24 protein-coding genes are annotated in these 23,248 nt (G+C 70.5%); 13 read left to right on the forward strand and 11 right to left on the reverse strand.

Features of this window, described 5'->3' with window-relative positions; translation table 11 throughout:
* Nucleotides 1–23: 23 nt before the first annotated feature.
* Together ABZ833_RS25460 and ABZ833_RS25465 are read right to left on the reverse strand one after the other, a co-directional pair.
* Entirely contained in the window at nt 24–1,412 is a 1,389-nt protein-coding gene (locus tag ABZ833_RS25460; RefSeq protein ID WP_361050443.1) for a DUF3152 domain-containing protein, read from the reverse strand.
* 8 nt (nt 1,413–1,420) lie between these two features.
* The gene (locus ABZ833_RS25465; protein WP_361050446.1) at nt 1,421–2,410 is read right to left on the reverse strand and encodes an alpha/beta hydrolase; all 990 of its coding nucleotides are present in this window, start codon (nt 2,408–2,410) and stop codon (nt 1,421–1,423) included.
* Nucleotides 2,411–2,616: 206 nt separating this feature from the next.
* On the opposite strand from ABZ833_RS25465, the gene ABZ833_RS25470 reads away from it, so the two are divergent.
* The 4 genes from ABZ833_RS25470 to ABZ833_RS25485 all read left to right on the forward strand — a co-directional run bounded on the left by ABZ833_RS25470 (nt 2,617) and on the right by ABZ833_RS25485 (nt 4,449).
* A complete protein-coding gene (locus ABZ833_RS25470) occupies nt 2,617–2,832 on the forward strand; it encodes a hypothetical protein (protein WP_361050449.1) in 216 nt (71 codons plus the stop codon).
* Between the two features lie 144 nt (nt 2,833–2,976).
* Complete coding sequence (locus tag ABZ833_RS25475) at nt 2,977–3,618, forward strand: TetR/AcrR family transcriptional regulator (RefSeq protein WP_249587903.1); 642 nt, start codon at nt 2,977–2,979, stop codon at nt 3,616–3,618.
* A gap of 151 nt (nt 3,619–3,769) precedes the next feature.
* Nucleotides 3,770–3,997, forward strand: a complete 228-nt coding sequence (locus ABZ833_RS25480; protein ID WP_249587904.1) for a DUF3107 domain-containing protein — start codon at nt 3,770–3,772, stop codon at nt 3,995–3,997.
* A 179-nt stretch (nt 3,998–4,176) separates the two neighbouring features.
* Nucleotides 4,177–4,449, forward strand: a complete 273-nt coding sequence (locus ABZ833_RS25485; protein ID WP_361050453.1) for a hypothetical protein — start codon at nt 4,177–4,179, stop codon at nt 4,447–4,449.
* 240 nt (nt 4,450–4,689) lie between these two features.
* On the opposite strand, the gene ABZ833_RS25490 is transcribed toward ABZ833_RS25485, so the two are convergent.
* Entirely contained in the window at nt 4,690–5,427 is a 738-nt protein-coding gene (locus ABZ833_RS25490) for a ferritin-like fold-containing protein (protein ID WP_361050456.1), read from the reverse strand.
* 463 nt (nt 5,428–5,890) lie between these two features.
* Here ABZ833_RS25490 and ABZ833_RS25495 point away from each other — a divergent pair, with 463 nt between their 5' ends.
* Both ABZ833_RS25495 and ABZ833_RS25500 read left to right on the forward strand, forming a co-directional pair.
* Nucleotides 5,891–8,104: a DEAD/DEAH box helicase gene (locus tag ABZ833_RS25495; RefSeq protein WP_361050459.1), complete on the forward strand. Its 2,214-nt coding sequence runs from the start codon at nt 5,891–5,893 to the stop codon at nt 8,102–8,104.
* Nucleotides 8,105–8,936: 832 nt separating this feature from the next.
* Complete coding sequence (locus tag ABZ833_RS25500) at nt 8,937–9,803, forward strand: alpha/beta hydrolase (RefSeq protein ID WP_361050462.1); 867 nt, start codon at nt 8,937–8,939, stop codon at nt 9,801–9,803.
* A 24-nt stretch (nt 9,804–9,827) separates the two neighbouring features.
* Here the strand turns inward: ABZ833_RS25500 and ABZ833_RS25505 are convergent, their stop codons facing one another.
* On the reverse strand, nt 9,828–10,739 hold the full coding sequence (locus ABZ833_RS25505; RefSeq protein WP_361050465.1) for an NYN domain-containing protein: 912 nt from the start codon (nt 10,737–10,739) through the stop codon (nt 9,828–9,830).
* 211 nt (nt 10,740–10,950) lie between these two features.
* On the opposite strand from ABZ833_RS25505, the gene ABZ833_RS25510 reads away from it, so the two are divergent.
* Nucleotides 10,951–11,103: a hypothetical protein gene (locus ABZ833_RS25510; RefSeq protein ID WP_167829028.1), complete on the forward strand. Its 153-nt coding sequence runs from the start codon at nt 10,951–10,953 to the stop codon at nt 11,101–11,103.
* Between the two features lie 113 nt (nt 11,104–11,216).
* On the opposite strand, the gene ABZ833_RS25515 is transcribed toward ABZ833_RS25510, so the two are convergent.
* The 3 genes from ABZ833_RS25515 to ABZ833_RS25525 all read right to left on the reverse strand — a co-directional run bounded on the left by ABZ833_RS25515 (nt 11,217) and on the right by ABZ833_RS25525 (nt 13,572).
* Complete coding sequence (locus ABZ833_RS25515; RefSeq protein WP_361050468.1) at nt 11,217–11,822, reverse strand: MarC family protein; 606 nt, start codon at nt 11,820–11,822, stop codon at nt 11,217–11,219.
* A 90-nt stretch (nt 11,823–11,912) separates the two neighbouring features.
* Nucleotides 11,913–12,779, reverse strand: coding sequence for a PHP domain-containing protein (locus tag ABZ833_RS25520; RefSeq protein ID WP_361050471.1), 867 nt, complete (start codon nt 12,777–12,779; stop codon nt 11,913–11,915).
* A 151-nt stretch (nt 12,780–12,930) separates the two neighbouring features.
* A complete protein-coding gene (locus tag ABZ833_RS25525) occupies nt 12,931–13,572 on the reverse strand; it encodes a DUF6758 family protein (RefSeq protein ID WP_249587912.1) in 642 nt (213 codons plus the stop codon).
* 160 nt (nt 13,573–13,732) lie between these two features.
* Here ABZ833_RS25525 and ABZ833_RS25530 point away from each other — a divergent pair, with 160 nt between their 5' ends.
* Nucleotides 13,733–15,025 (forward strand): MFS transporter, encoded by a 1,293-nt coding sequence (locus tag ABZ833_RS25530; RefSeq protein ID WP_361050474.1) that lies wholly within the window; start codon nt 13,733–13,735, stop codon nt 15,023–15,025.
* A 34-nt stretch (nt 15,026–15,059) separates the two neighbouring features.
* Here ABZ833_RS25530 and ABZ833_RS25535 read toward each other — a convergent pair whose 3' ends face one another.
* On the reverse strand, nt 15,060–15,644 hold the full coding sequence (locus tag ABZ833_RS25535) for a suppressor of fused domain protein (protein WP_361050477.1): 585 nt from the start codon (nt 15,642–15,644) through the stop codon (nt 15,060–15,062).
* Between the two features lie 470 nt (nt 15,645–16,114).
* Between ABZ833_RS25535 and ABZ833_RS25540 the strand changes: the two genes are divergently transcribed.
* Entirely contained in the window at nt 16,115–17,236 is a 1,122-nt protein-coding gene (locus tag ABZ833_RS25540; RefSeq protein ID WP_361050480.1) for a magnesium and cobalt transport protein CorA, read from the forward strand.
* A gap of 24 nt (nt 17,237–17,260) precedes the next feature.
* The gene (locus ABZ833_RS25545) at nt 17,261–17,773 is read left to right on the forward strand and encodes a hypothetical protein (RefSeq protein WP_361050483.1); all 513 of its coding nucleotides are present in this window, start codon (nt 17,261–17,263) and stop codon (nt 17,771–17,773) included.
* A gap of 17 nt (nt 17,774–17,790) precedes the next feature.
* On the opposite strand, the gene ABZ833_RS25550 is transcribed toward ABZ833_RS25545, so the two are convergent.
* Complete coding sequence (locus ABZ833_RS25550) at nt 17,791–18,555, reverse strand: hypothetical protein (protein WP_361050840.1); 765 nt, start codon at nt 18,553–18,555, stop codon at nt 17,791–17,793.
* A 203-nt stretch (nt 18,556–18,758) separates the two neighbouring features.
* On the opposite strand from ABZ833_RS25550, the gene ABZ833_RS25555 reads away from it, so the two are divergent.
* Genes ABZ833_RS25555 through ABZ833_RS25565 form a run of 3 tightly spaced genes read left to right on the forward strand, consistent with a single transcriptional unit; the run spans nt 18,759 to nt 21,776 of the window.
* The gene (locus tag ABZ833_RS25555; protein WP_361050486.1) at nt 18,759–20,036 is read left to right on the forward strand and encodes a CBS domain-containing protein; all 1,278 of its coding nucleotides are present in this window, start codon (nt 18,759–18,761) and stop codon (nt 20,034–20,036) included.
* Nucleotides 20,023–20,598 carry a DUF1003 domain-containing protein gene (locus ABZ833_RS25560; protein ID WP_361050489.1) on the forward strand — a complete coding sequence of 192 codons (576 nt, stop codon included), beginning with the start codon at nt 20,023–20,025 and terminating at the stop codon, nt 20,596–20,598. The genes ABZ833_RS25555 and ABZ833_RS25560 overlap by 14 nt, the downstream gene beginning before the upstream one ends.
* Before the next feature lie 44 nt (nt 20,599–20,642).
* Nucleotides 20,643–21,776: an Mrp/NBP35 family ATP-binding protein gene (locus ABZ833_RS25565; protein WP_361050492.1), complete on the forward strand. Its 1,134-nt coding sequence runs from the start codon at nt 20,643–20,645 to the stop codon at nt 21,774–21,776.
* Between the two features lie 78 nt (nt 21,777–21,854).
* Here ABZ833_RS25565 and ABZ833_RS25570 read toward each other — a convergent pair whose 3' ends face one another.
* Both ABZ833_RS25570 and ABZ833_RS25575 read right to left on the reverse strand, forming a co-directional pair.
* Nucleotides 21,855–22,526 carry a hypothetical protein gene (locus ABZ833_RS25570; RefSeq protein ID WP_361050495.1) on the reverse strand — a complete coding sequence of 224 codons (672 nt, stop codon included), beginning with the start codon at nt 22,524–22,526 and terminating at the stop codon, nt 21,855–21,857.
* 186 nt (nt 22,527–22,712) lie between these two features.
* Complete coding sequence (locus tag ABZ833_RS25575; RefSeq protein ID WP_361050498.1) at nt 22,713–23,195, reverse strand: sec-independent translocase; 483 nt, start codon at nt 23,193–23,195, stop codon at nt 22,713–22,715.
* Nucleotides 23,196–23,248: the final 53 nt, after the last annotated feature.

Genomic DNA, 23,248 nt, shown 5'->3' on the forward strand with positions numbered 1-23,248 from the left:
ACCGCATGCCGGTCACTTCCGTCTCAACTCTTGGGAAACGCCCAGGGGTTGGCCTTGCACTTGATTCCGTCGTGGTCGAGGAACTTCGTCTGCTGCTGCATGACGGGCGCGAGGTCGCCGTCCTTCGTGCAGTCCGTGTGGTTGAAGCCGAGCCGGTGACCGACCTCGTGGTTGATCAGCATCTGCCGGTACGGATGGATGCGGTCGCCGTAGGTCTTGGCACCCTGCGCCCACCGGTAGGCATTGATCATGACGCGGTCCGTCGCCGCGGAGTCGCAGGAGACGTTCTCCTCCAGGGTGTCGAGCCCTGATTTCGCGCACCATTTCCCGGTCGTCCCCGGGCTCGCGAGCGTGATGACGAAATCGGGCTTCCCCGAAGATATTCGCTCGAAGGTGCGGCCACCGCCGTGCGCCCAGCTCCGGTCGTCGTTCAGGGTCTTCTGGACGGCCGACGCGAACAGCTCGCCGTCGAGGCCCATCCCCTTCTCGACGTCGACGCGGTAGCGGAACTTCTGCCCCTTGCCGGGTGCCTTGTCGAACCCGGCCATGGCGTCGAAGTCACCGGACGCCGTGAGCTTGGCGTCCAGCGGGTACTTCTTGGCCATCTTCGTCTCGTACGTCGCCGGGGCGGACTCCGGAGGCGTGGGCCTGTCGTCCGAGCGGGACGCGTCCTGGCCCGCGTCGCGGGCGCCCTGGCCCTTCGCGGCCTGCGTCTTGGGAGCGGAATCCTTCGGCCCGTCGGTCACCTGACCGGCCACGACGACCGCGAGGACGGTGGTGACAGCGGCGGCGGCTATCCCGGTGAAGGTACGGCCCTTCCCGCCTCCCTTGCCGTCCCTGGCCTCGTCGTCGGCTCCGTCGGCCCCACCGGAGCCATGCGCCCCATCGGACCAGAGGTCTCCGTGCGCTTCCTCGTCCTCGTCGACCGCGCGGTCCCAGTCGGTGACGGAGGCGTACGGGTCGCGGGGCGGTTCGCCGGCCCTCGTGGGCAGGGCTTCGGTCGCGCCGCCGCCCGCGAAGAGGTCCTCGTCGGCGAACTCCTCGCCGAACGCGTCCACGTACTCACGTCGTGGTCCCGGCACACGGGGCGGCCCGGTGCGCGTGCCCGGCGCTCCGTAGGCGGCGCCCATCCGCGGCCCTGATCCCCAGCCCCCGCCCGGCTCACGCTGCTCGGGGTGCCCGCCGCGGACGTGCGGCGTGCCGTGGGAAGGGGTGGCCTGGGGCATGCCGTGCGGCGGGGTGGCCTGCGGGACTCCGTGCGCGGGCGTGCCGCCGTCCCCCGGGGCGCGCCTGCGGCGTCCCGTGCCGGGACCCGGCGGGCGCGCGCCCTGCGGTGACGGTATGTCGTCGGTATTCGTGTTGCCCGTGTTGTCTGCGAGGTCGGCCGAACCCCGGCGGCTATGACGTCCCACTCGCCGCCTCAGCTCCCCGCGCCCGAATGACCGGATGCATGCAACTCGCCCGTGTCCGCGAGGAGTTCGCGGATCGCAGTGGCCACCGTATCCGGATACTCCATCATCGCCACATGCCCGGCGTCCGGCAGTGTCAGCAGCCGTGAGTCACGGAAGGCCGCGGCGGCCTTGCGGGCCATGCGGTACGAGACGAGCAGATCCCGGCCGCCGTAGATCAGCAGCGTCGGCGCGAGCACCCGCTCCGCCTGCCGCCACAGGCCGTGCTGCCCGCCCAGCGTGTACGCGTTCACGATGCCGCGCGCCGAGCGTGCCATCGCGTCCCACATGTACGGAAGGGCGAGCCTGCGCTCCATCTCCCGCACGGCCGCGCTGTACCCCTCGGGCGTGACCTGGCCCGGGTCGCCGTAGCAGAGCGCCATGACGCCGCTGACCCGCTGCTCGGGCGTCCAGTCCTTGGTGAGCCTGGTGAAGAGCCGCGCGACGCCGGGCACCGCGAGGAGCCCGGTCGGCAGTGCCGTGCGCTGCACCCGCAGCTCGGGGAGCGCGGGCGAGATCAGCGTGAGGGTGCGGACCAGGTCGGGGCGGACGGCGGCAACACGGGTGGTGACCGCGCCGCCCAGCGAGTTGGCGATCAGGTGCACCGGCCCGTCGTCGCGCGCGTCCAGATAGCGGATGACCGCGCGTGCGTGCCCGGTGACCGAGTAGTTGCCGTCGTCCGGCGGCGGCGAGTCGCCGAACCCCGGCAGGTCGAGCGCCGCGCAGTCGACGACGCCCTCAAGGAGCGGCATCAGGGCCGACCAGTTCTGCGAGGAGCCGCCGAGCCCGTGGACGTACAGCGCGGGCGGAAGGCCCTCGCGGACCGACGGCCTGGAGCGCACCGAGAGCGTGAGTCCGGGGAGGGGGACCGAGTCGAGCCGCTCGCCCGCCGCGACCCCGACGGCACCCGGCTTGGGTGCGACGGAGGCGGCGATCACGTTCGGCAGCTCGGTCGAAGACATGCGGCAATGTTACGAGACGATCACACGGTGGTTCGTGTGTTCGCCGTCACAGATCCGGACGATGTGGCCCGGAGATCGCGTAGCGCCCGGTTCGACAGTCTCCTAGGCTCGTAGAAGAGGCTCGTAGAAGAGGCTCGCAGAAGAGGCTCATGGAAGAGGGCGAACAGGGCACTCGCACCACTAGTCCGCTAGGGAAGAGAGCCACGATGACCGTCGACCCGTCCGACCCCGAGACCTTCGAGGCCGAAGAGAACGCCGATATCAGCGCTGAGGCACCTGAGGCCGACAGCGCGGAGCAGCAGACCGACCTCACACCTCACCAGGACGACTCCTTGCTGGACGCCGACACGGACGCGGCCAACGAAGCCGATCTGGCCGAGCAGGCCCGCGTCGTCAGCATCGACGAGGACGACTATCGCTGAGCTGCCCGTGTTTGCCCTGCTACGCACGGCTTTCACGGCTATCCAGTCCGTGAAATTCTCCGCTCGTACCGCGCACATCACGGTTACCGAAAAGTACGATGGCCGCGCGGCGCACACCGCACATTCACGATCATGGGAGGCGGCGTGACAGCCATCGAGCAGACAGAGGCAGCGCGCCCTCGGGGCACACGCCTGCCGCGTCGTGCCCGACGCAATCAGTTGCTGGGCGCGGCTCAGGAGGTCTTCGTCGCGCAGGGTTACCACGCGGCGGCGATGGACGACATCGCCGAGCGGGCCGGAGTCAGCAAGCCGGTGCTCTACCAGCACTTCCCCGGCAAGCTCGACCTCTACCTCGCCCTGCTCGACCAGCACTGCGAATCACTGCTGCAGTCCGTCCGCACGGCACTTGCCTCCACGTCGGACAACAAACTGCGCGTCGCGGCCACGATGGACGCCTACTTCGCGTACGTGGAGGACGAAGGCGGTGCCTTCCGCCTCGTCTTCGAGTCCGACCTCACGAACGAGGCCGCGGTCCGCGAGCGCGTGGACCGGGTCACGCTCCAGTGCGCGGAGGCGATCTGCGAGGTCATCGCCGAGGACACGGGCCTGCCCCGTGACGAGGCGATGCTGCTCGCGGTGGGCCTCGGCGGCTACTCACAGGTGGTCGCCCGGTACTGGCTCGCCAGCGGCAGCACGGTCCCGCGCGACAAGGCGGTGGAGCTGCTCACCTCGCTGGCCTGGCGCGGTATCGCGGGCTTCCCGCTGCACGGCCTGGAAGGCCACTGACCCCGGTTTCGCCTTCTCGCGTTCTGTTCCCGATCTCTGTTCGCTACTGGCGTGCAGCGGCGGAAGCATGGGCGTCGCTTCACCGGGCTAATGTGTGCTGAGTACGGCGCGGACGCCCGCGCACATCACTGACCGTCGGAGGGACAAAGCCGTGGAGGTCAAGATCGGCGTGCAGTACGCGCCCCGCGAGATCGTGCTCGAGAGCACCCAGAGTGCCGAGGAAGTCGAGCGCGCGGTGTCCGAGGCGCTGACCGGCAAGTCGCCGCTGCTGAGCCTCGTGGACGACCACGGCCGCAAGGTCCTGGTTCCGGCCGACCGCCTTGCGTACGTCGAGCTCGGCGAGCCGACCGCACGCAAGGTGGGCTTCAGCGCCCTGTAGTTCACGGGCGCTGCACGCAGGACGAACGACGAGAACGGCCCGGTGGTCACAACCACCGGGCCGTTCTCGTGTGTTGACGCGCCCCCGCGCGCCGAGGGTCTGGAGGATTGCATTCCGGCCCTCAGGGGTAAGACCGGCTACGACCGTTTTGCACCTGGCCGCGAGGGAGGGAACACCCTGTGATTCTGGAAGCACTCGGCTCCGCACTGCTCGGTTTCGCCCTGGCATGGGGCGCGGCCCACCGACTGTCCCACCGGCTCCCGGCGCGCAGCCTGGTCCTGTCGACCGGGGCGGCGGGCGCGGTGATCGGATCCTTCGTCACGCACATGGCCCTGGGCGCGGGCCACGCACCCGCCACGATCGCCGGCGCGGTGGCCGTGGCGGCAGCCCTGCTCTCACTCCTGATCCGCCCCAGCCGCTCCCGCCTACGCCGTCGCTCAGCGACGGCGTAGGAGCGCGGGGAAACTGGCGGGGTCAGAGCGCCCATAGGGGCGCGGGGAACGGCGCGACGAGCCACGACGCACCCGCAGGGGAAGACGGCGGGGTCAGCGCCCGAAGGGGCGCGGGGAACTGCGCGACAAGCCACAGCCCACCCGCAGGGGAAAACGGCGGGGTCAGCGCCCGTAGGGGCGCGGGGAACGGCGCGACAAGCCACAGCCCACCCGCAGGGGAAACGGCAACCCCGCAAACGCCTAGGCGGCCAAGCCCAACGCAGCCATCCGCTTCGTGTGCGCCTCAGTGATCCGAGAGAACATCCGCCCGACCTCGGCAAGGTCGAACCCATCGGCAACGCCCCCGACCAGCATGGTCGACAGCGCATCCCGGTCGGCGACCACCCGCTGCGACTGCGAGAGCGCCTCGCCCATCAGGCGACGGGCCCACAGCGCGAGCCGCCCGCCCACACGCGGATCCGCGTCAATCGCGGCCCGCACCTTCTCCACGGCGAAGCTCGCGTGCCCCGTGTCGTCGAGCACCCCGAGGACGAGACGGCGGGTGTCGCCGTCGAGCCGAGCCGCGACCTCGCGGTAGAAGTCACTGGCGATCGAGTCACCCACGTACGCCTTGACCAGGCCCTCGAGCCAGTCCGACGGCGCCGTCTGCCGGTGGAAGCCGTCGAGCGCGGCCACGAAGGGCTCCATCGCCTCGGTCGCGTCCGCGCCGATCGCGGAGAGCCGGTCCCGCAACTGCTCGAAGTGGTGGAATTCGGCCGACGCCATCTTCGCCAGCTCCGCCTTGTCGCCGAGCGTCGGCGCCAGCTTCGCGTCCTCCGCGAGCCGCTCGAACGCCGCGAGCTCTCCGTAGGCGAGTGCTCCGAGCAGGTCCACGACCGCGGCGCGGTAGTGCGGCTCGGCGGCGGCGGTCTTCCAGTCCTGGGCGGCGATTCCAGTGGGTTCGGCAGGCGTGTCAGCGGCGGTGTCAGGCGTCTCCATAAACCGCACAATAGCCCGCTCGCAGCAAGGTGTAAGGGCCTGGTCAGTGACTGTGACGACGACTACGTGACCAATTCGCCAGACACGGCTGCGAGATTCCGGGGTACAGTGGTAATGCGCCCGCCGAATATTCGTCGGGCCGTACGAATGAGGATGCCCGGTCGGAGGCCCGATCGGCTCCGACCCGACAGCCCTCCAGGCGGCCCGCGCAGTGCGGACGGCATGAGGAGGGAACCTCAGCGGTACGAGCGCTCGAGCGCAGGCAGTGGTCCCGCGCCCCCGGCCCCGCCCCCCAAGCAGCCGGCGGTAGTGGCACGGTCACGACCCCCAGCGTTCGCCTCGCGCCGCGTCTCACAGAAGAGGCAATGCCCTGACTACGACTTTCCGCGATCTCGGAATTCTCCCCGAGACGGCCGAGGCCCTTGAGGCCGTCGGCATCATCAGCCCTTTCCCCATCCAAGAGATGACGCTGCCCGTAGCGCTCTCCGGCTCCGACGTCATCGGCCAGGCCAAGACCGGCACCGGCAAGACGCTCGGCTTCGGACTCCCGCTCCTGGAGCACGTCACCGTCCCCGCGGACGTCGAGGCGGGCCGGGCCAAGCCCGAGCAGCTGACCGACGCCCCGCAGGCGCTCATCGTCGTCCCCACCCGTGAGCTCTGCCAGCAGGTCACGAACGACCTCCTGACCGCCGGCAAGGCGCGGAACGTACGCGTCCTCGCCATATACGGCGGCCGTGCCTACGAGCCGCAGGTCGAGGCCCTCAAGAAGGGCATCGACATCGTCGTCGGCACGCCGGGTCGTCTGCTCGACCTCGCGGGCCAGAAGAAGCTCAACCTCAAGCACATCAAGTGCCTGGTCCTCGACGAGGCCGACGAGATGCTCGACCTGGGCTTCCTGCCCGACGTCGAGCGGATCATCAACATGCTGCCGCCGAAGCGTCAGACGATGCTGTTCTCGGCGACCATGCCGGGCGCGGTCATCGGCCTGGCCCGTCGCTACATGTCGCAGCCCACGCACATCCGCGCCACCGCGCCGGACGACGAGGGCCAGACCGTCGCGAACACGAAGCAGCACGTGTACCGCGCGCACAACATGGACAAGCCCGAGATGGTCTCGCGCATCCTGCAGGCCGACGGCCGCGGACTCGCGATGATCTTCTGCCGTACGAAGCGGACCGCCGCCGACATCGCCGAGCAGCTCGAGAAGCGCGGCTTCGCCTCGGGCGCCGTGCACGGCGACCTCGGCCAGGGCGCCCGCGAGCAGGCGCTGCGCGCGTTCCGCAACGGCAAGGTGGACGTGCTCGTCTGCACGGACGTCGCCGCGCGCGGCATCGACGTCGGTGGCGTCACGCACGTCATCAACTACCAGTCCCCCGAGGACGAGAAGACCTACCTGCACCGCATCGGCCGCACCGGCCGCGCGGGTGCCAAGGGCATCGCGATCACGCTGGTCGACTGGGACGACATCCCGCGCTGGCAGCTGATCAACAAGGCGCTGAACCTCGACTTCAGCGACCCGGTCGAGACGTACTCCAGCTCTCCTCACCTGTACGAGGAGCTGAACATCCCGGCGGGCACGAAGGGTGTCCTGCCGCGCGCCGAGCGGACCCGTGCCGGGCTTCGCGCCGAGGAGATCGAAGACCTCGGCGAGACGGGCGGCAAGGGTGGCTCGCGCGGGCGGGACCGCGGTCGTGACGGCGGCCGTGATGGCGGTCGTGACAGCGGTCGTGACCGTAACCGCGGTCCGGCTGCCGAGGCGGAGCGCGAGCCGCGTGAGGCGCGTACGCCGCGTCGGCGTCGCCGCACGCGTTCGGGTACGCCGCTGGAGACTCCTGCTCCGGCCGTGGCAGTGGCCGAGGCCGCGCCTGCGGCTGCCGCTGCCCCTGCCGCCGTGTCCGCCCCCGAGGCCGAGCTGACGGAGCCGCGTACGCCGCGCCGCCGTCGCCGGACGCGGAACGGCTCGGAGGCCGCGGAGGCCGTGGTCGACACGGTCGAGGCCGTGGAGACGACGGAGGCCGAGGCTCCGGCCACGAAGCCGCGCCGCCGCACCCGCAAGGCTGCGGAGCCGGTGGTCGAGGCCGAGGTCGCGGTCGCGGAAGCACCCGAGGCGGAGGCTCCGGCCACGAAGCCGCGGGCACGCCGTACGCGCAAGGCAGCGGAAGCCGTGGTCGACACGGTCGAGGCAGTCGAGGCGGAGGCGCCCGCGGCCAAGCCGCGCCGCCGCACCCGCAAGGCAGCCGAGCCGGTCGTCGAGGCCGCGGAAGCGGCCGAGGCCGAGGCGCCCGCCACCAAGCCGCGGGCACGGCGCACGCGCAAGGCAGCGGAAGCCGTGGTCGACACGGTCGAGGCCGTGGAGACGACGGAGGCCGAGGCTCCGGCCACCAAGCCCCGCCGCCGCACCCGCAAGGCAGCCGAGCCGGTCGTCGAGGCCGCGGAAGCGGCCGAGGCCGAGGCGCCCGCCACCAAGCCGCGGGCACGCCGCACGCGCAAGGCAGCGGAGACCGTGGTCGAGACCGTCGAGGCCGAGATTCCCGCTCAGCCGACGGAGGAGACGAAGCCGCGCCGCCGTACGCGCAAGGCCGCGGAGGCTCCGGTTGCCGCCGAGGAGGCCGCCGTCACCAAGCCGCGCCGCAGGGCCCGCAAGGTGGCTGCGCCGGCCGAAGCGCCGGAGAGCTGAAGCTCCGGAGAGGTCTGAACCGAAGGCCCGGCTCCCCTCACAGGGACGCCGGGCCTTCGGCGTACCACCACCCGGGCAACTCCCTTGCACCACCGCCCAGTTGAGGCCACCTCCCGCAGCCCCAACCTCTCCCGCCCGCCCCGCAGCAACGGGGCACCCCCAACAGCCCCAACCCGGCGCTCCGCGCCGAATCTTTCCCGCCCACCCACCCGTTTGCCCCGCAGCCACAGGGTGACCGGATGAGCGGGCGGGGGAGAACCCACGCGGGGCAACGGCGGGCGGGGAGGATCCGCGCAGGGCAACGGGCGGGTGGGCGCGGGAGATCCGCGCGGGGCAACGGGCCGGTGGGGAGGATCCGCGCGGGACAACGGGCGGGTGGGCGCGGGAAATCCGCGCAGGACAACGGGCCGGTGGGCGCGGGAAATCCGCGCGGGACAACGGGCCGGTGGGCGGGGGAGATCCGCGCAGGGCATCGGGCCGGTGGGCGCGGGAAATCCGCGTGGGGCAACGGGCCGGTGGGCGGGGGCGGTCCGGCGCGAAGCGTCGGGACGGCTGATCGCGCGACACCGGTGGCCAGCCCCCACCCACCCCCTCCCACCGCGGAGCAACGGGCGGGTGGGTGGGGAAGATCCGGCGCGAAGCGCCGGACCCGTTCCCGCAGGACACCCCGGCGACCAGCCCCCACCCAGCCACCTCCCCACCGCGGGGCAAACGGGTGGGTGGGCGGGAAGGATCCGCGCGAAGCGCGGGAAGCCGCCCGCAGGCACCGCCGGCCTGAGCCGGGAAGACCCAGCCCCGGCACCGCCCCGCGAAGGCCGCTAGCCTCAGACGCATGAGCAGGCCCCCGACCTTCACCCCGCCCCCCGGCGTCGACGCCCGCCGCCTCAGGACCGCCCGCGGCGACTTCGCCGCGCTCGACGCCCGCCCCCCGGCCGGCCAGGCCAAGGGCACCGTCCTCCTGCTCCCCGGATTCACCGGGAGCAAGGAGGACTTCATCGCCCTGCTCAGGCCCATCGCAGATGCCGGGTATCGAGCGGTCTCCGTCGACGGCCGAGGGCAGTACGAGACCCAGGGCCCGGCGAACGACGAATCCCCTTACTCCCAGGCCGAGTTGGCCCAGGACGTCCTCGCCCAGACCGCAGCCGTCGGCGGCACCCCGCACCTTCTCGGCCACTCCCTGGGCGGCCTCATCGCCCGCGCAGCCACCCTCAGCGCCCCCGCCGACACCTTCGCCTCGCTCACCCTCATGTCCTCCGGCCCCGCCGCCGTCTCGCCCTCGCAGCAGGACCGCGCCAAGATGCTGACCGACGCGCTCGCCACCCTCTCCATGGCTGACGTATGGGCGGCCATGCAGGCCCTTGACCCGCCCGAGGACACCGACCTCGACGGTGAGGCCCTGCGCACGCGCTGGCTGCGGCACAGCCCCGCCCAGCTCATCGCCACCGGCAAGCAGCTCTGCGTCGAGCCCGACCGCGTCGCGGAGCTCGACGCCGTCCCGCTGCGCAAGCACGTCATCTCCGGCGAGCGCGACGACACCTGGCCCATCACCTGGCTCGACGACATGGCGGACCGGCTGCACGCCCACCGCACGGTCGTCTCCGGCGCCGAGCACTCCCCCAACACCGACCGGCCGACGGAGACAGCCGCCGCCCTCATCGCTTTCTGGGACCAGGGAACAACAACAACGCGTAGGGGCTGACCCCAACAGCCAGCCCCGCAGCGGCTAATACCGCGTCTGCAAGTTCTCCCAGAACCCGTCCCGCAACGCCCGCCGCAGATCCGACTGCCCCCGCAGCGAGTACGCCAGCAGCTTCTCGGCCTCCACCAGGAGCTCCTGGTCCACCGACCCCGGCAGATAGGGATGCCCCGGCAGCAGGTCGACCAGCGCCGCGCGCCCCCGCTCGGCCAGCCATTTCGCGGCGATCTGCGCGCCCACGAAGCGGACGTCCTCACGCGATGGCCGGGGCGTGCCCGCCGCCTCGTACGTCGCCGTGGCGGCACGCCGGGACACGTACGGCTTGAAGAAATCCAGGTCGAACGTGCGCTGGCTGTCGACCTCCCACAGCAGCGGCTCCGCCTGATTGCGGCCGCCCTCGGACGCCTCGATGCCCCACAGGTGCACCCGCGCGCCGTACCCCTGCGCCGCCTCCACCGCCGAGACCAGGTCCTCGTCGCCCCCGATCAGGGCCGCGTCACTGATGGCGCGGTGCCGGGCCAGTGACTCCAGATCCGTCCGGATGAGGGAGTCCACGCCCTTCTGTTGGTTGTTCGCGTTGAGGTTGCCCAGGCGGACCTTGACGTCGGGAAGCTCCGCGATCGACTGCTGCTCCACGGTGTGGATGCGGCGCCGCGCACCGTCGTACCAGTAGACGCGCAGCAGACGGCTGTCCGCGAAGATCGTGCGCGCCTTGTCGATGAAGGCCTCGATCAGACCCTCCGCGTCCAGGTCGAAGGCGCGCCGGTCTTCCGTGCCGACCGCGAGGCGTCCGGCCGCCGCGTACACATATCCGGCATCGACGAAGATCGCGTGCGTGGACGGTGTCTTCGCCACCTCGGCGAGCACGCGCTCGAGGAGTCCGTTGGCGCGCTCCAGCTGGACGCTGATCTGGGCGCTGATGTCGATCTCGTCGTTCATTGGGGTCCATTGTCCCGGTGGTCACGCAGCGAACACAACCGGTCTCGCTACTCGTGAGTAATTAGTCTGTCGAAAAATTTCCTTAGCGTAGGGAATGTTTGCTGGGGGCAACTCGTTGTACCCGTGTGGAACACCGGACACAGCTGTCCCGGGGGACCACAACTCCAGTAGTTCTCCTTCAGGAGGATGACCAGACGAAGGGAGAAGCCATATGCGCTTCGAAATCATGCGACTCGACGACGTCGACGGCGCCGCCGTGGACCGGACCGTCGTAGACGCCGCCTCCGTCAATCGGATCGTGCAGCAGGCCGCAGCGATCGGCCAGCGCATCTATATCCGACCGGCCGAATCCCCGGCCTCGTAACGCACAGGTTGATGCACAGGTGAAGGGCCCCGTACACCTTTGGTACGGGGCCCTTGGCATGCCCGGGGGCCCTGGCTCCCGGGCATGCCAAGGGCCCCGTCCGTCGCCGGCGCCTAGCCGCCGTTGATCACCTGCGTCACGCCATTGATGATCTGCTGCACCGCGATCGCGGAGAGCATCATGCCCGCGAGCCGCGTCACCAGGACCACGCCGCCGTCCTTGATGACCCGGATGATCAGCAGCGAGTAGCGCATCACGAGCCACAGCACGACGTGCATCGCCACGATCGCCGCCCACACGGAGATCTGCGTGCCGAGGCTGTCGGCGTCCTGGACGGCCAGGATGACGGAGACGATCGCGCCGGGCCCCGCGAGCAGCGGCATGCCGAGCGGCACGAGGGCGACGTTGACGTCCTTGGTCTGCTTCGGCTCGTCCGTCTTGCCGGTGAGCAGGTCGAGCGCGATCAGCAGGAGCAGCAGCCCGCCCGCGATCATCAGCGCGGGGACGGAGACATGCAGGTAGTCGAGGATCTGATGGCCCAGGAGCCCGAAGACCGCGATCACGCCGAAGGCGACGCACACAGCCTGGAAGGCCATCTTCTTCTGCACCTTGGCGGGGCGGCCGGAGGTGAGTCCGAGGAAGATCGGCGTGATCCCGGGAGGGTCCATGATCACAAAAAGGGTGAGAAAGAGGGATCCGAAGACGGCGACGTCGAACACAGTGATGGCCTTGCAGTGAGTCGTACGAAAGTGCCGCGCGGACGGCGGCGGAAAAGGTGAAGAGGTGAAGAGGTGCGGGGTGCAGCCGCGCTACGCGGCGGGGCTTCCGCCCGCGCCCGGCACCGGGAACGCCCCGGTCGCCCGGCGCGTGATCTCGCCGTAGATCTCGGGGTCGGTGGTGAACTCCCCGAGCACGCAGGTCTTGCGGCTGCCGTGGTAGTCGCTCGACCCCGTGGCCAGGAGGCCGAGGTCCGCCGCGAGGCCGTGCAGCCGGGTGCGGGTGGCCGGGTCGTGGTCCATGTGGTCGGCCTCGACGCCGTCGAGACCGGCCGCGGCCAGCTCCGCGATGGCGGCCTCCGGCACGACCTGCCCGCGCTTGACGGCCGCAGGGTGCGCGAAGACGGTGACGCCGCCCGCGGCCTTGACCAGGCGGATCGCGTCGAAGGGGTCCAGTTCGTGCTTCTCGGCGTACGCACGGCCGCCGTCGGCGAGCCAGTCCGGCGTGAAGGCGTCCGAGACGGTGGGCACGACGCCCAGTTCGACCAGGGCCTCGGCGATGTGCGGGCGGCCCACCGAGCCGTCGCCCGCGATGCGCGCGACCTGCTCCCAGGTGACCGGGACGCCGAGCTCCTGAAGTTTGCCGACCATCGTCTGCGCGCGGGGCACCCGGTCGTCGCGCACGAGCTCGCGCTCGCGGGCGAGCTCCGGCTCGTCGGGGTCGAAGAGGTAGGCCAGCATGTGCAGGCCCACGCCGTCGAGGCGGCAGGAGAGTTCGGCGCCGGTCACGAGGGTGAGGCCTGCGGGCAGTGCCGCGACGGCCTCCGCGTACCCGCGGGTGGTGTCGTGGTCCGTGAGCGCGACGACGTCAAGACCGGCGGCGGCAGCATTGCGCACCAGCTGCGCCGGGGTGTCCGTGCCGTCGGAAGCGGTGGAGTGGGTGTGCAGGTCGATGCGCACGACGCGTACTCCAGGCTCTGACGGGACGGATACGGACAGGTCCACGAGGGACCGTCACGAGGGGGAAGCTCAAGGATAACGGGAGGCGCACGCTCCCCCGGCCGTCGCGAAGGAGACTCCCCTCACCTCACGACGGCAGCGGGATCCGCCCTCACGGCATCAGGATCCGCGGCGAAAGCGCCCCGCACGGCAGCAGGTCCACCTCGGCACCCGCGTCCCGCAGATCGGTGAGCACCAGCTCGTCGTACATCAAGAGGCCCGACTGCTCCGGCCAAGCGATCGCCCACAGCCACAGGCCGCGCGCCTCGCCGGCGAAGACCGCACGGTCGTCCGGCGTGCCCGCCACATGCCACATCGGGGTCGGCCGCCCGGCCGCGAGCAGCTTGGCCTGCGGCGGCTTCTCGACGTTCAGGTACGGGCCGGGGTCCGGGCCGTCGATGCCCGCGTACCGCGCGCCGAGACCGACGCCGAGCTCCTCGGCGACGAGCACCAGCTCGCCCATGCCGCCGAGCGGCGCGGGCCCCGAGCAGGCCACGGCGGTCGCACGGCCGCCGCTGCGGTCGTCCCCCGCGCAGGCCACGCCCGTGAAGAGCCAGCCGACCGGCAGCGGCCACGGCATCCAGACCGGCACCTGCGCGCGGTGCACCACGACCTGGAGGGCCTCGACGCTGGGCGGGATCACAGGTTGCAGCGGATGCACCGTCCCGTGCACATCGCACTGCCAGGAGTCGGCAAAGAGACCGGGAGCCCTGACCCGGCCACCACACTTCGGGCAACTGGGTTCGCCCCTCATAGCGCCCAACGGTCCTCCCCGGTCGTCGCTCCGTCAAGGACGATCACCCGTCCGGTGGCGCTGTCACCAGGCAAAACTAGATGTAGCTTGCATCTTTTAGGTTGGCTAACTAATATGTGTATACGTCAACGATCTCGACGGAAGCAGCTGAGGAGCAGGCATGAACAGCAGCACAGGAGGCCCCGCGGAAGGGGATCCGTTCGACGAGGGGGCGACCAGTCTTCTGCGTCAGCCGAAGGCCGTCTGGGCCACCGCGGGCGCGTCCGTCGTCGCCTTCATGGGCATCGGGCTCGTCGACCCGATCCTCCCCTCCATCGCCAAAGGCCTGGACGCCTCCGCCAGCCAGGTCTCCCTGCTCTTCACCTCGTACTTCCTGATCACCGCCGTCGCGATGCTGGTGACCGGATTCGTCTCCAGCCGGATCGGCGGCAAGAAGACCCTGCTCCTCGGGCTCGCGCTCGTCGTGGTCTTCGCGGGGCTCGCCGGTACCTCGGGATCGGTCGGCGAGCTCGTCGGGTTCCGCGCGGGCTGGGGCCTTGGCAACGCGCTCTTCGTGTCGACCGCGCTCGCCGTCATCGTCGGAGCGGCGGCCGGCGGCAGCGCCGCGGCGATCCTGCTCTACGAGTCGGCGCTCGGCCTCGGCATGGCGTGCGGGCCGCTGCTCGGCGCGGTGCTCGGCAACGCGAGCTGGCGCTACCCGTTCTTCGGCACCGCGGCCCTGATGGCGGTCGGGTTCCTCTGCATCACGGCGTTCCTGAAGGAGCAGCCGAAGCCCGCGCAGAAGACGTCACTGCTCGCCCCGATCAAGGCCCTTGGCCACGGCGGCCTCGCGTCCGCCGCCGCCTCCGCGTTCTTCTACAACTACACGTTCTTCACGGTCCTGGCCTTCACGCCGTTCGTGCTGAACATGACCCCGTACAAGTCGGGTGCGATCTTCTTCGCCTGGGGTCTGCTGCTCGCGGTCTTCTCGGTGCTCGTGGCCCCGCGGCTGCAGGCGCGGTTCGGCTCGCTGAAGGTGCTCGGCGGTTCGCTGGTGCTGCTCGCGGTGGACGTGCTCGTGCTCGGGTACGGCAACCACACCACGGCCATCGTCTGCACGATCCTGTCCGGCGCCTTCATCGGCGTGAACAACACCGTCTACACCGAGCTGGCGCTCGGCGTCTCCGACGCGCCGCGGCCGGTGGCCAGCGCCGGTTACAACTTCGTCCGGTGGTTCGCGGCCGCCGCGGCGCCGTTCTTCGCGCCGAAGATCGAGGAGTGGAGCAACATCCACGTCCCGTTCGTGGTCGCGGCCGTCACGGCGGCGCTCGGCGCGGTCGTGGTCTGGGTCCGCAAGGACGCCCTCACCCTTCCCCAAGCTCTCGACTCCGCTCGAGCAGGGGATACCCCAATAGCCGAGGAGCTCGAACCGAAGCACGCGACGGAGGACGGCGTCACCGTCTTCGCCAACTGAGTTCTTCCGTACGGGGATTCAGTCGTAAGGGGATTCAGTCCAGGGACACGGACTTGCGCAGCGGATCGCGCAGGTCCGTTCCGCTGCTCAGCCAGCGCTCCTGGAGGGCCTGCGCGCCGTGCACCCGCTTCCACGCGCCCTCGTTCGGCGTCATGGGCAGCAGCGGAAGGAACCGTACGGGCTCCATCGGCTCGTCGAGCTCCAGGTCCTCCACCAGACCGCCCGGCTCCGCGACAAGGACCGACGTGAACTGCGCGCCGGGCCACAGCGGTTCACCCACGTCGAGCGAGGCGCCGGGAGCCACGATCAGGCCCTCGACCTGGGGCGACGCGGCAAGGACGGCCAAGGGCCGCAGCACCTTGTCCGTATCGGCGACGCCGCCCCGCACCGAGAGGATCAGCTCCGCGCGCGGGCCCTTGACGGGGTCGGCCAGCGGGGCGGTGGGGTCGGCCATCGGCTGGACCGCCATACCGAGCGTGGCGTACCTGACCACGTCCCCGTCCGTGAAGCGCAGCACTTCCACGCGGTCGGTGCCGAGGAAGGTCACCGCGGCGCGGGCGTCGGGTTCACCGAGGCCAGTGCGGAGACGGGCTTCGACCAGAGCAAGAACATCAGCCATGACGCGAGCATAGAACTCGTCAGTGGCGGGTAAAGGCGGGGCTTGACACTTCAGTCGGCTGATAGTGTTGGCCGCTGGTTCCGGGCAGCACGCAGAGCGCGCTTTCAAGCCCGGGCAGATGACTTCGCGCGCTACGCGCTTGGGACTCCCCTACGGGGGACCGGCCGGAGGAGGTGGGGCTGCCATGGATCGAAGTCGACCGTGCAGTACCACCCGTTCTTCCGTCTGACACCTCACGCAGCTCTGTAGCTGCCACTGCGCGCCTGTACTCCCCGTGCTCGCGTGCGACGGAAGAGCACTTCGTTTCCACCTGATCTCTCTGAGTTCTTTGATCTGAGTCAGTAGCGAAGCTGCCACCGCGATGGTGCGGTGCTCCCCGCTTTGTGGACGTGCCAAACATCCTCAGCAGGACGTCCCCATTCCGGGTAGTTCCACCCGCCGCCGGCGGCCTCCGTCAAAGGAGCCTGCCCATGTCGATGATCCGTGACCTCCGCGCCGCCGTCCGTCCCTCGCTCCGCAAGGACGGCAGCGCCTACAGCTCGTACGACACCACGCGCGACCCCACCGCCGCATCCGCCGTCGTCGACTGCGCCGTCTACCGTGACGGCCGCCGCGCGGCCTGCGACGACACGCTCACGCCGCACGAGGCGATGCTCCAGGTGCGCCGCGACGGCGGCTTCGCCTGGATCGGCCTGCACGAGCCGACCGAGGCCGAATTCTCCGGTATCGCCGCCGAGTTCGGGCTGCACCCCCTCGCCGTCGAGGACGCGGTGCACGCACACCAGCGACCCAAGCTGGAGCGCTACGACGACACGCTCTTCACCGTCTTCAAGACCATCCACTACGTCGAGCACGCCGAACTCACCGCGACCAGCGAGATCGTGGAGACCGGCGAGGTGATGTGCTTCACCGGCCGGGACTTCTTCATCACCGTGCGGCACGGCGGCCACGGCTCGCTGCGCGCGCTGCGGCGCAGGCTCCAGGAGGAGCCCGAGCTGCTCGCCAAGGGCCCGTCCGCCGTCCTGCACACCATCGCGGACCACGTCGTCGACGGCTATCTCGCGGTCGCCGACGCCATGCAGGACGACATCGACGAGGTGGAGACCGAGGTCTTCTCCGCCCCGAGCAAGGGCAAGGGCTCCGCGCGCGGTGTCGACGCCGGGCGGATCTATCAGCTGAAGCGTGAGGTCCTGGAGTTCAAGCGGGCCGTGTCGCCGCTGCTTCGGCCCATGCTGCTCCTGAGCGAGCGGCCGATGCGTCTGGTCGACCCGGACATCCAGAAGTACTTCCGTGACGTCGCCGACCACCTGGCCCGCGTCCAGGAGCAGGTCGTCGGCTTCGACGAACTCCTCAACTCGATCCTCCAGGCCAACCTCGCGCAGGCCGCGGTCGCGCAGAACGAGGACATGCGCAAGATCACCTCCTGGGCGGCGATCATCGCCGTGCCGACGGCGGTCTGCGGTGTCTACGGCATGAACTTCGACCACATGCCCGAGCTGCACTGGCGGTTCGGCTACCCGATGGTGCTCGGCCTCATCGCCGGTGCCTGCTGGACCATCCACCGCACCCTGAAGCGCAACGGCTGGCTGTAGCACCCCACTCGGTAGGCTGCGCGCATGACAGAAACGCTGCTCTCCCAGGCCCTCGTCGAGGAGGCCACCAAGAAGTCGGGCCTCATCTGGGTGCGCGGCGAAGAACCGGCCCGCGCCCTGTGGCACGTATGGCACGAGGGCGCGGCGCACCTCATCGGCGACGGCCCCGGCGAGCAGCCGCTGCCGGGACTCGTCGACGGCGGCACCGCCGAAGTGACCGTACGCAGCAAGGACAAGGGCGGCAGGCTCATCGCCTGGACGGCGCTCGTGACCGAGCTCGCGCCGCGCTCCGAGGCGTGGGAGGCGGCCGTCGCCGAGCTCAAGGGCAAGCGCCTGAACGCGCCCGACGGCGAGCGGATGCCGCAGCGCTGGGCGGACGAGTGCCGGGTCGTCCGGCTCACCCCGCAGGAGACGATCACCGACCTGCCCGACGGCTCCCTCGCGGCCCCGCCCCTGCCGACCGGGGCGACCACCCGGCAGCCGGTGCCCGATGCGCTGCCGCGGCTGCTGTTCAAGCGGAAGAAGCGGCGCGGCTAGCGCGTCCGCAGGCGTTCCTACGACTCGGGCAGCTGCTCGCCGTAGTCCACCATCTCGTCCTTGTCCGGCTCGCTGAGCGGGAAGTCCCTGCCCCAGTCGCTGAGCCGGAGCGTGCCCGCGTCGCCCGCGCGCTCCAGGCTGAGCGGGTAGGGCTTGCCCTTGAGGGAGACGTCCAGGGTGCCGCCCGCGCCCTTGTCGCCGGTGATCTCGATGCTGGGGTTGCCGGACGTGGTGCCGCGGTCGCCGGTGGCCAGCTCGCCGTGCAGGGTGAGCATGCCCGCCAGGAGGACGTCCTTGTCCGTGAAGCCGCTCAGCTGCTGGTAGGACGCGTCTTCCTGGGGGACCTTGACGTACTTGCCGTCGAGCTTGGCCGCGGCCGCGCCGTCCGCCTTGCCGGGCTTCTGGCCGCCCTTGGCGTCCTTGTGGGTCCAGAAGGCGGAGTCGGCCTTCAGGAAGAGCTGCTTGCCGACGCGCAGCAGCTGGAAGGTCTCACCCTTCGAGGTGACAGAGCCTGTGCCGCCCTCGTCCTTCAGCCGCATGTCGAGCTTGTACGTGTGGCCCTTGCTGACCAGCGTGCCCGAGAGCCGCACCGCGGTCGCCGAGTCGGCCGCCGCGCGGGACTTGCTCTGGATCTTCGCGGCGGAGAGCTTCCCCATGCCGTTCGTGCCCGCGTCCGGATCCTCCTCGCTGCTGCACCCGGTGAGACCGGTGACCCCGATGACGAGACCCGCGCACACCGCGCTCACCAGTGCTGTCCTGCGGGTACGGCGGACCAGGGAAATCTCGGACACAGGGGGCGCTGCCTCTCGTGGGGACGACGGCTACGGCTACGGCAGTACGGCAGCGTACCCGTGCTGACCAGTTGGATCGGCGCCAGTGTGGCCGTACGCTCCGCCGGGGCGTATCCGACCGGGACGGGCTAGCCTGAAGCCCGCATTGCCCGACAGAACGGCACAAAAAACTACGAGCGAGGGAGGCGCGTGCGATGGCGGCAACCGCCTCCCGGGTCTTCGTCTCGCATCTGGCCGGTACCGCCGTCTTCGACCCGAACGGCGACCAGGTCGGCCGGGTGCGCGACCTGGTGGCGATGCTCCGGGTGCAGCGCAGGCCGCCCCGGCTCCTGGGCCTCGTCGTCGAGCTGTCCACGCGGCGCCGCATCTTCCTGCCCATGACCCGTGTGACGGGCATCGAGACGGGCCAGGTCATCACGACCGGCGTACTGAACGTGCGGCGTTTCGAGCAGCGGCCCACCGAGCGGCTCGTGCTCGGCGAGATGCTCGACCGGCGGGTCAGGCTCGTCGAGACGGACGAGGAGGTGACCGTCCTCGACGTGGCGGTGCAGCAGCTCCCGGCCCGCCGCGACTGGGAGATCGACCGGGTCTTCGTACGCAAGGGGAAGGCAGGCACCTTCCGGCGCAAGGGCGAGACGCTCACCGTCGAGTGGTCGGCCGTCGACGGGTTCTCCCTGGAGGAGCACGGCCAGGGCGCGGAGAGCCTGCTCGCCACCTTCGAGCAGCTGCGCCCCGCCGACCTCGCCAACGTCCTGCACCACCTGTCCCCGAAGCGGCGGGCCGAGGTGGCCGCCGCCCTCGACGACGACCGGCTCGCCGACGTCCTCGAAGAGCTCCCCGAGGACGACCAGATCGAGATCCTCGGCAAGCTCAAGGAGGAGCGCGCCGCCGACGTCCTGGAGGCGATGGACCCGGACGACGCCGCCGACCTGCTCGCCGAGCTGCCCGAGGACGACAAGGAGCGGCTGCTCACGCTGATGCAGCCGGACGACGCCGCCGACGTGCGGCGCCTGATGGCGTACGAGGAGCGCACCGCCGGCGGCCTGATGACCACCGAGCCGATCGTGCTGAGGCCCGACGCGACGGTCGCCGACGCCCTGGCGCGGGTGCGCCAGCAGGACCTCTCCCCCGCGCTCGCCGCGCAGGTCTACGTGTGCCGTCCGCCCGACGAGACGCCGACGGGCAAGTACCTGGGCACCGTGCACTTCCAGCGGCTCCTGCGCGATCCGCCGTACACGCTGGTCAGTTCGATCCTCGACGACGACCTGCAGACGCTCCTGCCGCAGACCGCGCTGCCGCAGGTCGCCGGGTTCTTCGCCACGTACGACATGGTGGCGGCCCCCGTCGTCGACGAGGGCGGCTCGCTCCTGGGCGCGGTCACGGTCGACGACGTGCTCGACCACATGCTGCCGGACGACTGGCGCGAGACCGAGTTCCACCAGGAAGAGGGGGTGCGCCATGCCGCCGGCTGACCGGGAGCGGGACAGCCGCGTCGAGCCGCGGACCGCGCCCCGCTTCCGGCTCGACCAGCCGCGGCCGCCGCGGCGCAAGCTCCTGCCGGAGTACGACCCCGAGGCGTTCGGGCGGCTCTCCGAGCGGATCGCGCGGTTCCTGGGCACGGGGCGGTTCATCGTCTGGATGACGATCACCATCATCGTGTGGGTCGGCTGGAACGTATGGGCCCCCGAAGTGCTGCGCTTCGACCCGTTCCCGTTCCTGTTCCTGACCCTCGCGCTGTCCCTCCAGGCGTCCTACGCGGCTCCCCTGATCCTGCTCGCGCAGAACCGGCAGGACGACCGGGACCGGGTCAACCTCGAACAGGACCGCAAACAGAACGAGCGCTCCATCGCGGACACCGAATATCTGAGCCGTGAGATCGCCTCGCTGCGCATGGGCCTCGGCGAGGTGGCCACCCGCGACTGGATCCGTTCCGAACTCCAGGACCTGGTCAAGGAGCTGGAGGAGCAGCGCAGGGGCCGGCGCGTCGTATTCCCCGCGGAGGAGAGCGGCGGGCGTGATGTAGGCGACCGTTGACGGCTCTTTCCGGGGCGGGGTTACCGCGCCGTACTATCGGACGTATGGCTACGGAAGACGCGGTGCGTGAAGCACTGGCGACGGTGAACGACCCCGAGATCCACCGACCGATCACCGAGTTGGGGATGGTCAAATCGGTAGATATCTCCCCTGATGGGGTGGTAGCGGTCACCGTGTACCTCACGGTTTCCGGGTGCCCGATGCGCGAGACCATCACGAAGAACGTGACCGACGCGGTCGCCGCCGTCGAGGGCGTCACGCGCGTCGACGTCACCCTCGACGTGATGAGCGACGAGCAGCGCAAGGAGCTGGCGAGCGCGCTGCGCGGTGGAACCGCCGAGCGCGAGGTCCCCTTCGCCAAGCCCGGCTCGCTGACCCGTGTCTACGCCGTCGCGTCCGGCAAGGGCGGCGTCGGCAAGTCGTCGGTGACGGTGAACCTCGCGGCCGCGATGGCGGCGGACGGCCTGAAGGTCGGCGTCGTGGACGCGGACATCTACGGCCACTCCGTGCCCCGCATGCTCGGCGCGGACGGCAAGCCCACCCAGGTCGAGGACATGATCATGCCGCCGTCGGCGCACGGCGTGAAGGTCATCTCGATCGGTATGTTCACGCCGGGCAACGCCCCGGTCGTGTGGCGCGGACCGATGCTCCACCGCGCCCTCCAGCAGTTCCTCGCGGACGTCTTCTGGGGCGACCTGGACGTCCTGCTCCTCGACCTGCCCCCGGGCACCGGCGACATCGCGATCTCCGTGGCCCAGCTGGTCCCGAACGCCGAGATCCTCGTCGTGACGACGCCCCAGCAGGCGGCGGCCGAGGTCGCCGAGCGCGCGGGCTCCATCGCGGTGCAGACCCACCAGAAGATCGTCGGCGTCGTCGAGAACATGGCAGGGCTTCCCTGCCCGCACTGCGGCGAGATGGTCGACGTCTTCGGCACGGGGGGCGGCCAGCGCGTCGCCGAGGGCCTCACGAAGACCACGGGCGCCAACGTCCCGGTCCTCGGCTCCATCCCGATCGACGTCCGCCTGCGCGAGGGCGGCGACGAGGGCAAGCCGGTGGTCCTCTCGGACCCGGACTCCCCCGCGGGCTCCGCGCTGCGCACCATCGCGGGCAAGCTGGGCGGCCGCCAGCGCGGCCTCGCGGGCATGACCCTGGGAATCACCCCGCGCAACAAGTTCTGAGCCTTCCCGCCATACGCCGATGGGGGCGCCGCTCATGACGAGCGGCGCCCCCATCGGCGTATGGCGGGTGCGCGAGGTCTAGTTCGCGTACTCGTGGATGTCCTTGACCACCGAGAAGCCCAGGCCGTACGCGCTCATGCCGCGCCCGTAGGCGCCCAGGGGCACGCCCTCCTTGGTGGAACCGGCGAGCACCCAGCCGAACTCGGACTCGCGGTAGTGGAACGAGGTCGGCACCCCGTCCACCGGCAGCGACAGCGTCGACCAGTCCTCGCCCTGGAGGTCGTCCGCGAGGACCCAGGCCGTCTCGGTCTGCTGGTCGAGCCAGTCGTCACGCAGGCTGTGGTCCATCTGGTTCGGCCAGGTGAAGGTCAGCAGCCCCACTCCGGCGAGCCAGGCCGCCGACGACACCGACGTCGCCTCCAGGAGGCCCGTGCCGTCCGGGCTGCGCCGCACCGGGTTGGCCGCGACGGTGACCACGACCGCGAAGCGCTCCTTGTCGCTGTTCCCGAAGGGTCCGTCGCTCCGGACCGACGGCTCATCGCCGTGCCCGATGGAGCCGTGCTCCACCGCGCCGTCCGCGGCGGTGCCGACCTGCATCAGCCAGCGCTCCCCGGTGAAGGCCTCGTCGAGGCCGTACCAGGGGAAGGGCGCCAGCAGATAGCTGTCGACCGTGCGCCGGGCGGAGGGCATCGCTTGTGCGGTGCCGTCCGCGGCCGGCGCCTGTGCGCCTACGCGACTTGTCGTCTCCATGTACCCGGCCGCCTCCTCGTTCTCATCGGTCCGCAGGGCCCGCCCCCCTCGGGCGTCCTCAGCCGGACAACAAGGCAGGATAGCCACACCCGTTCCGGAAGCTGGGACACCGGTAGGCGGTCGGGTGTCTCAAAGGGAGTGACCGGGGGCGCGCTCAGGGGCGTACCGCGGGTGCCTCTCAGGAGGTCAGGTGGCGTCCGCGTCGAACGGCGGATGGTCGGCGGGAGCGGCCTTCTCGGGCTTCTTGTCCATGTCGATACGGCCGTCCTTCTTGGCCATGTCGATACGGCCGCCGGCCGCTTCGGACGCGCTGTCCGTGCCGGTCGCGCCGTCGGAGGATTCACTCTCCCGCCCGTGCACGGCGTCCGTGACCTCGGCCATCTCCTTCTTGAGGTCGAAGCCGTTCCGGATTTCCTTCAGGCCGAGCTCGTCGTTGTCGAGCTGCTTGCGGATGAAGGTCTTCGGATTCAGGTCCTCGAACTCGAAGTCCTTGAATTCCGGGCCCAGTTCACTGCGAATGTCCGCCTTGGCGCTGTCCGAGAATTCTCGGATCTTACGGATGGTCCGCGTCGCGTCCTGAATGAGCTTGGGCAGCTTGTCCGGGCCGAAAACGAGCACGGCGAGGATGATCAGCGCCACTACCTCGAGCGGGCCAATGTCTGAGAACACCTTGAGCTCCTTGCCATCCGGACCGGGTCCACGGTACCCGGCGTTCCTGTCCG

Origin of the sequence: Streptomyces sp. NPDC047525 (assembly GCF_040643025.1) — a bacterium.
Taxonomy (GTDB): domain Bacteria; phylum Actinomycetota; class Actinomycetes; order Streptomycetales; family Streptomycetaceae; genus Streptomyces; species Streptomyces durmitorensis.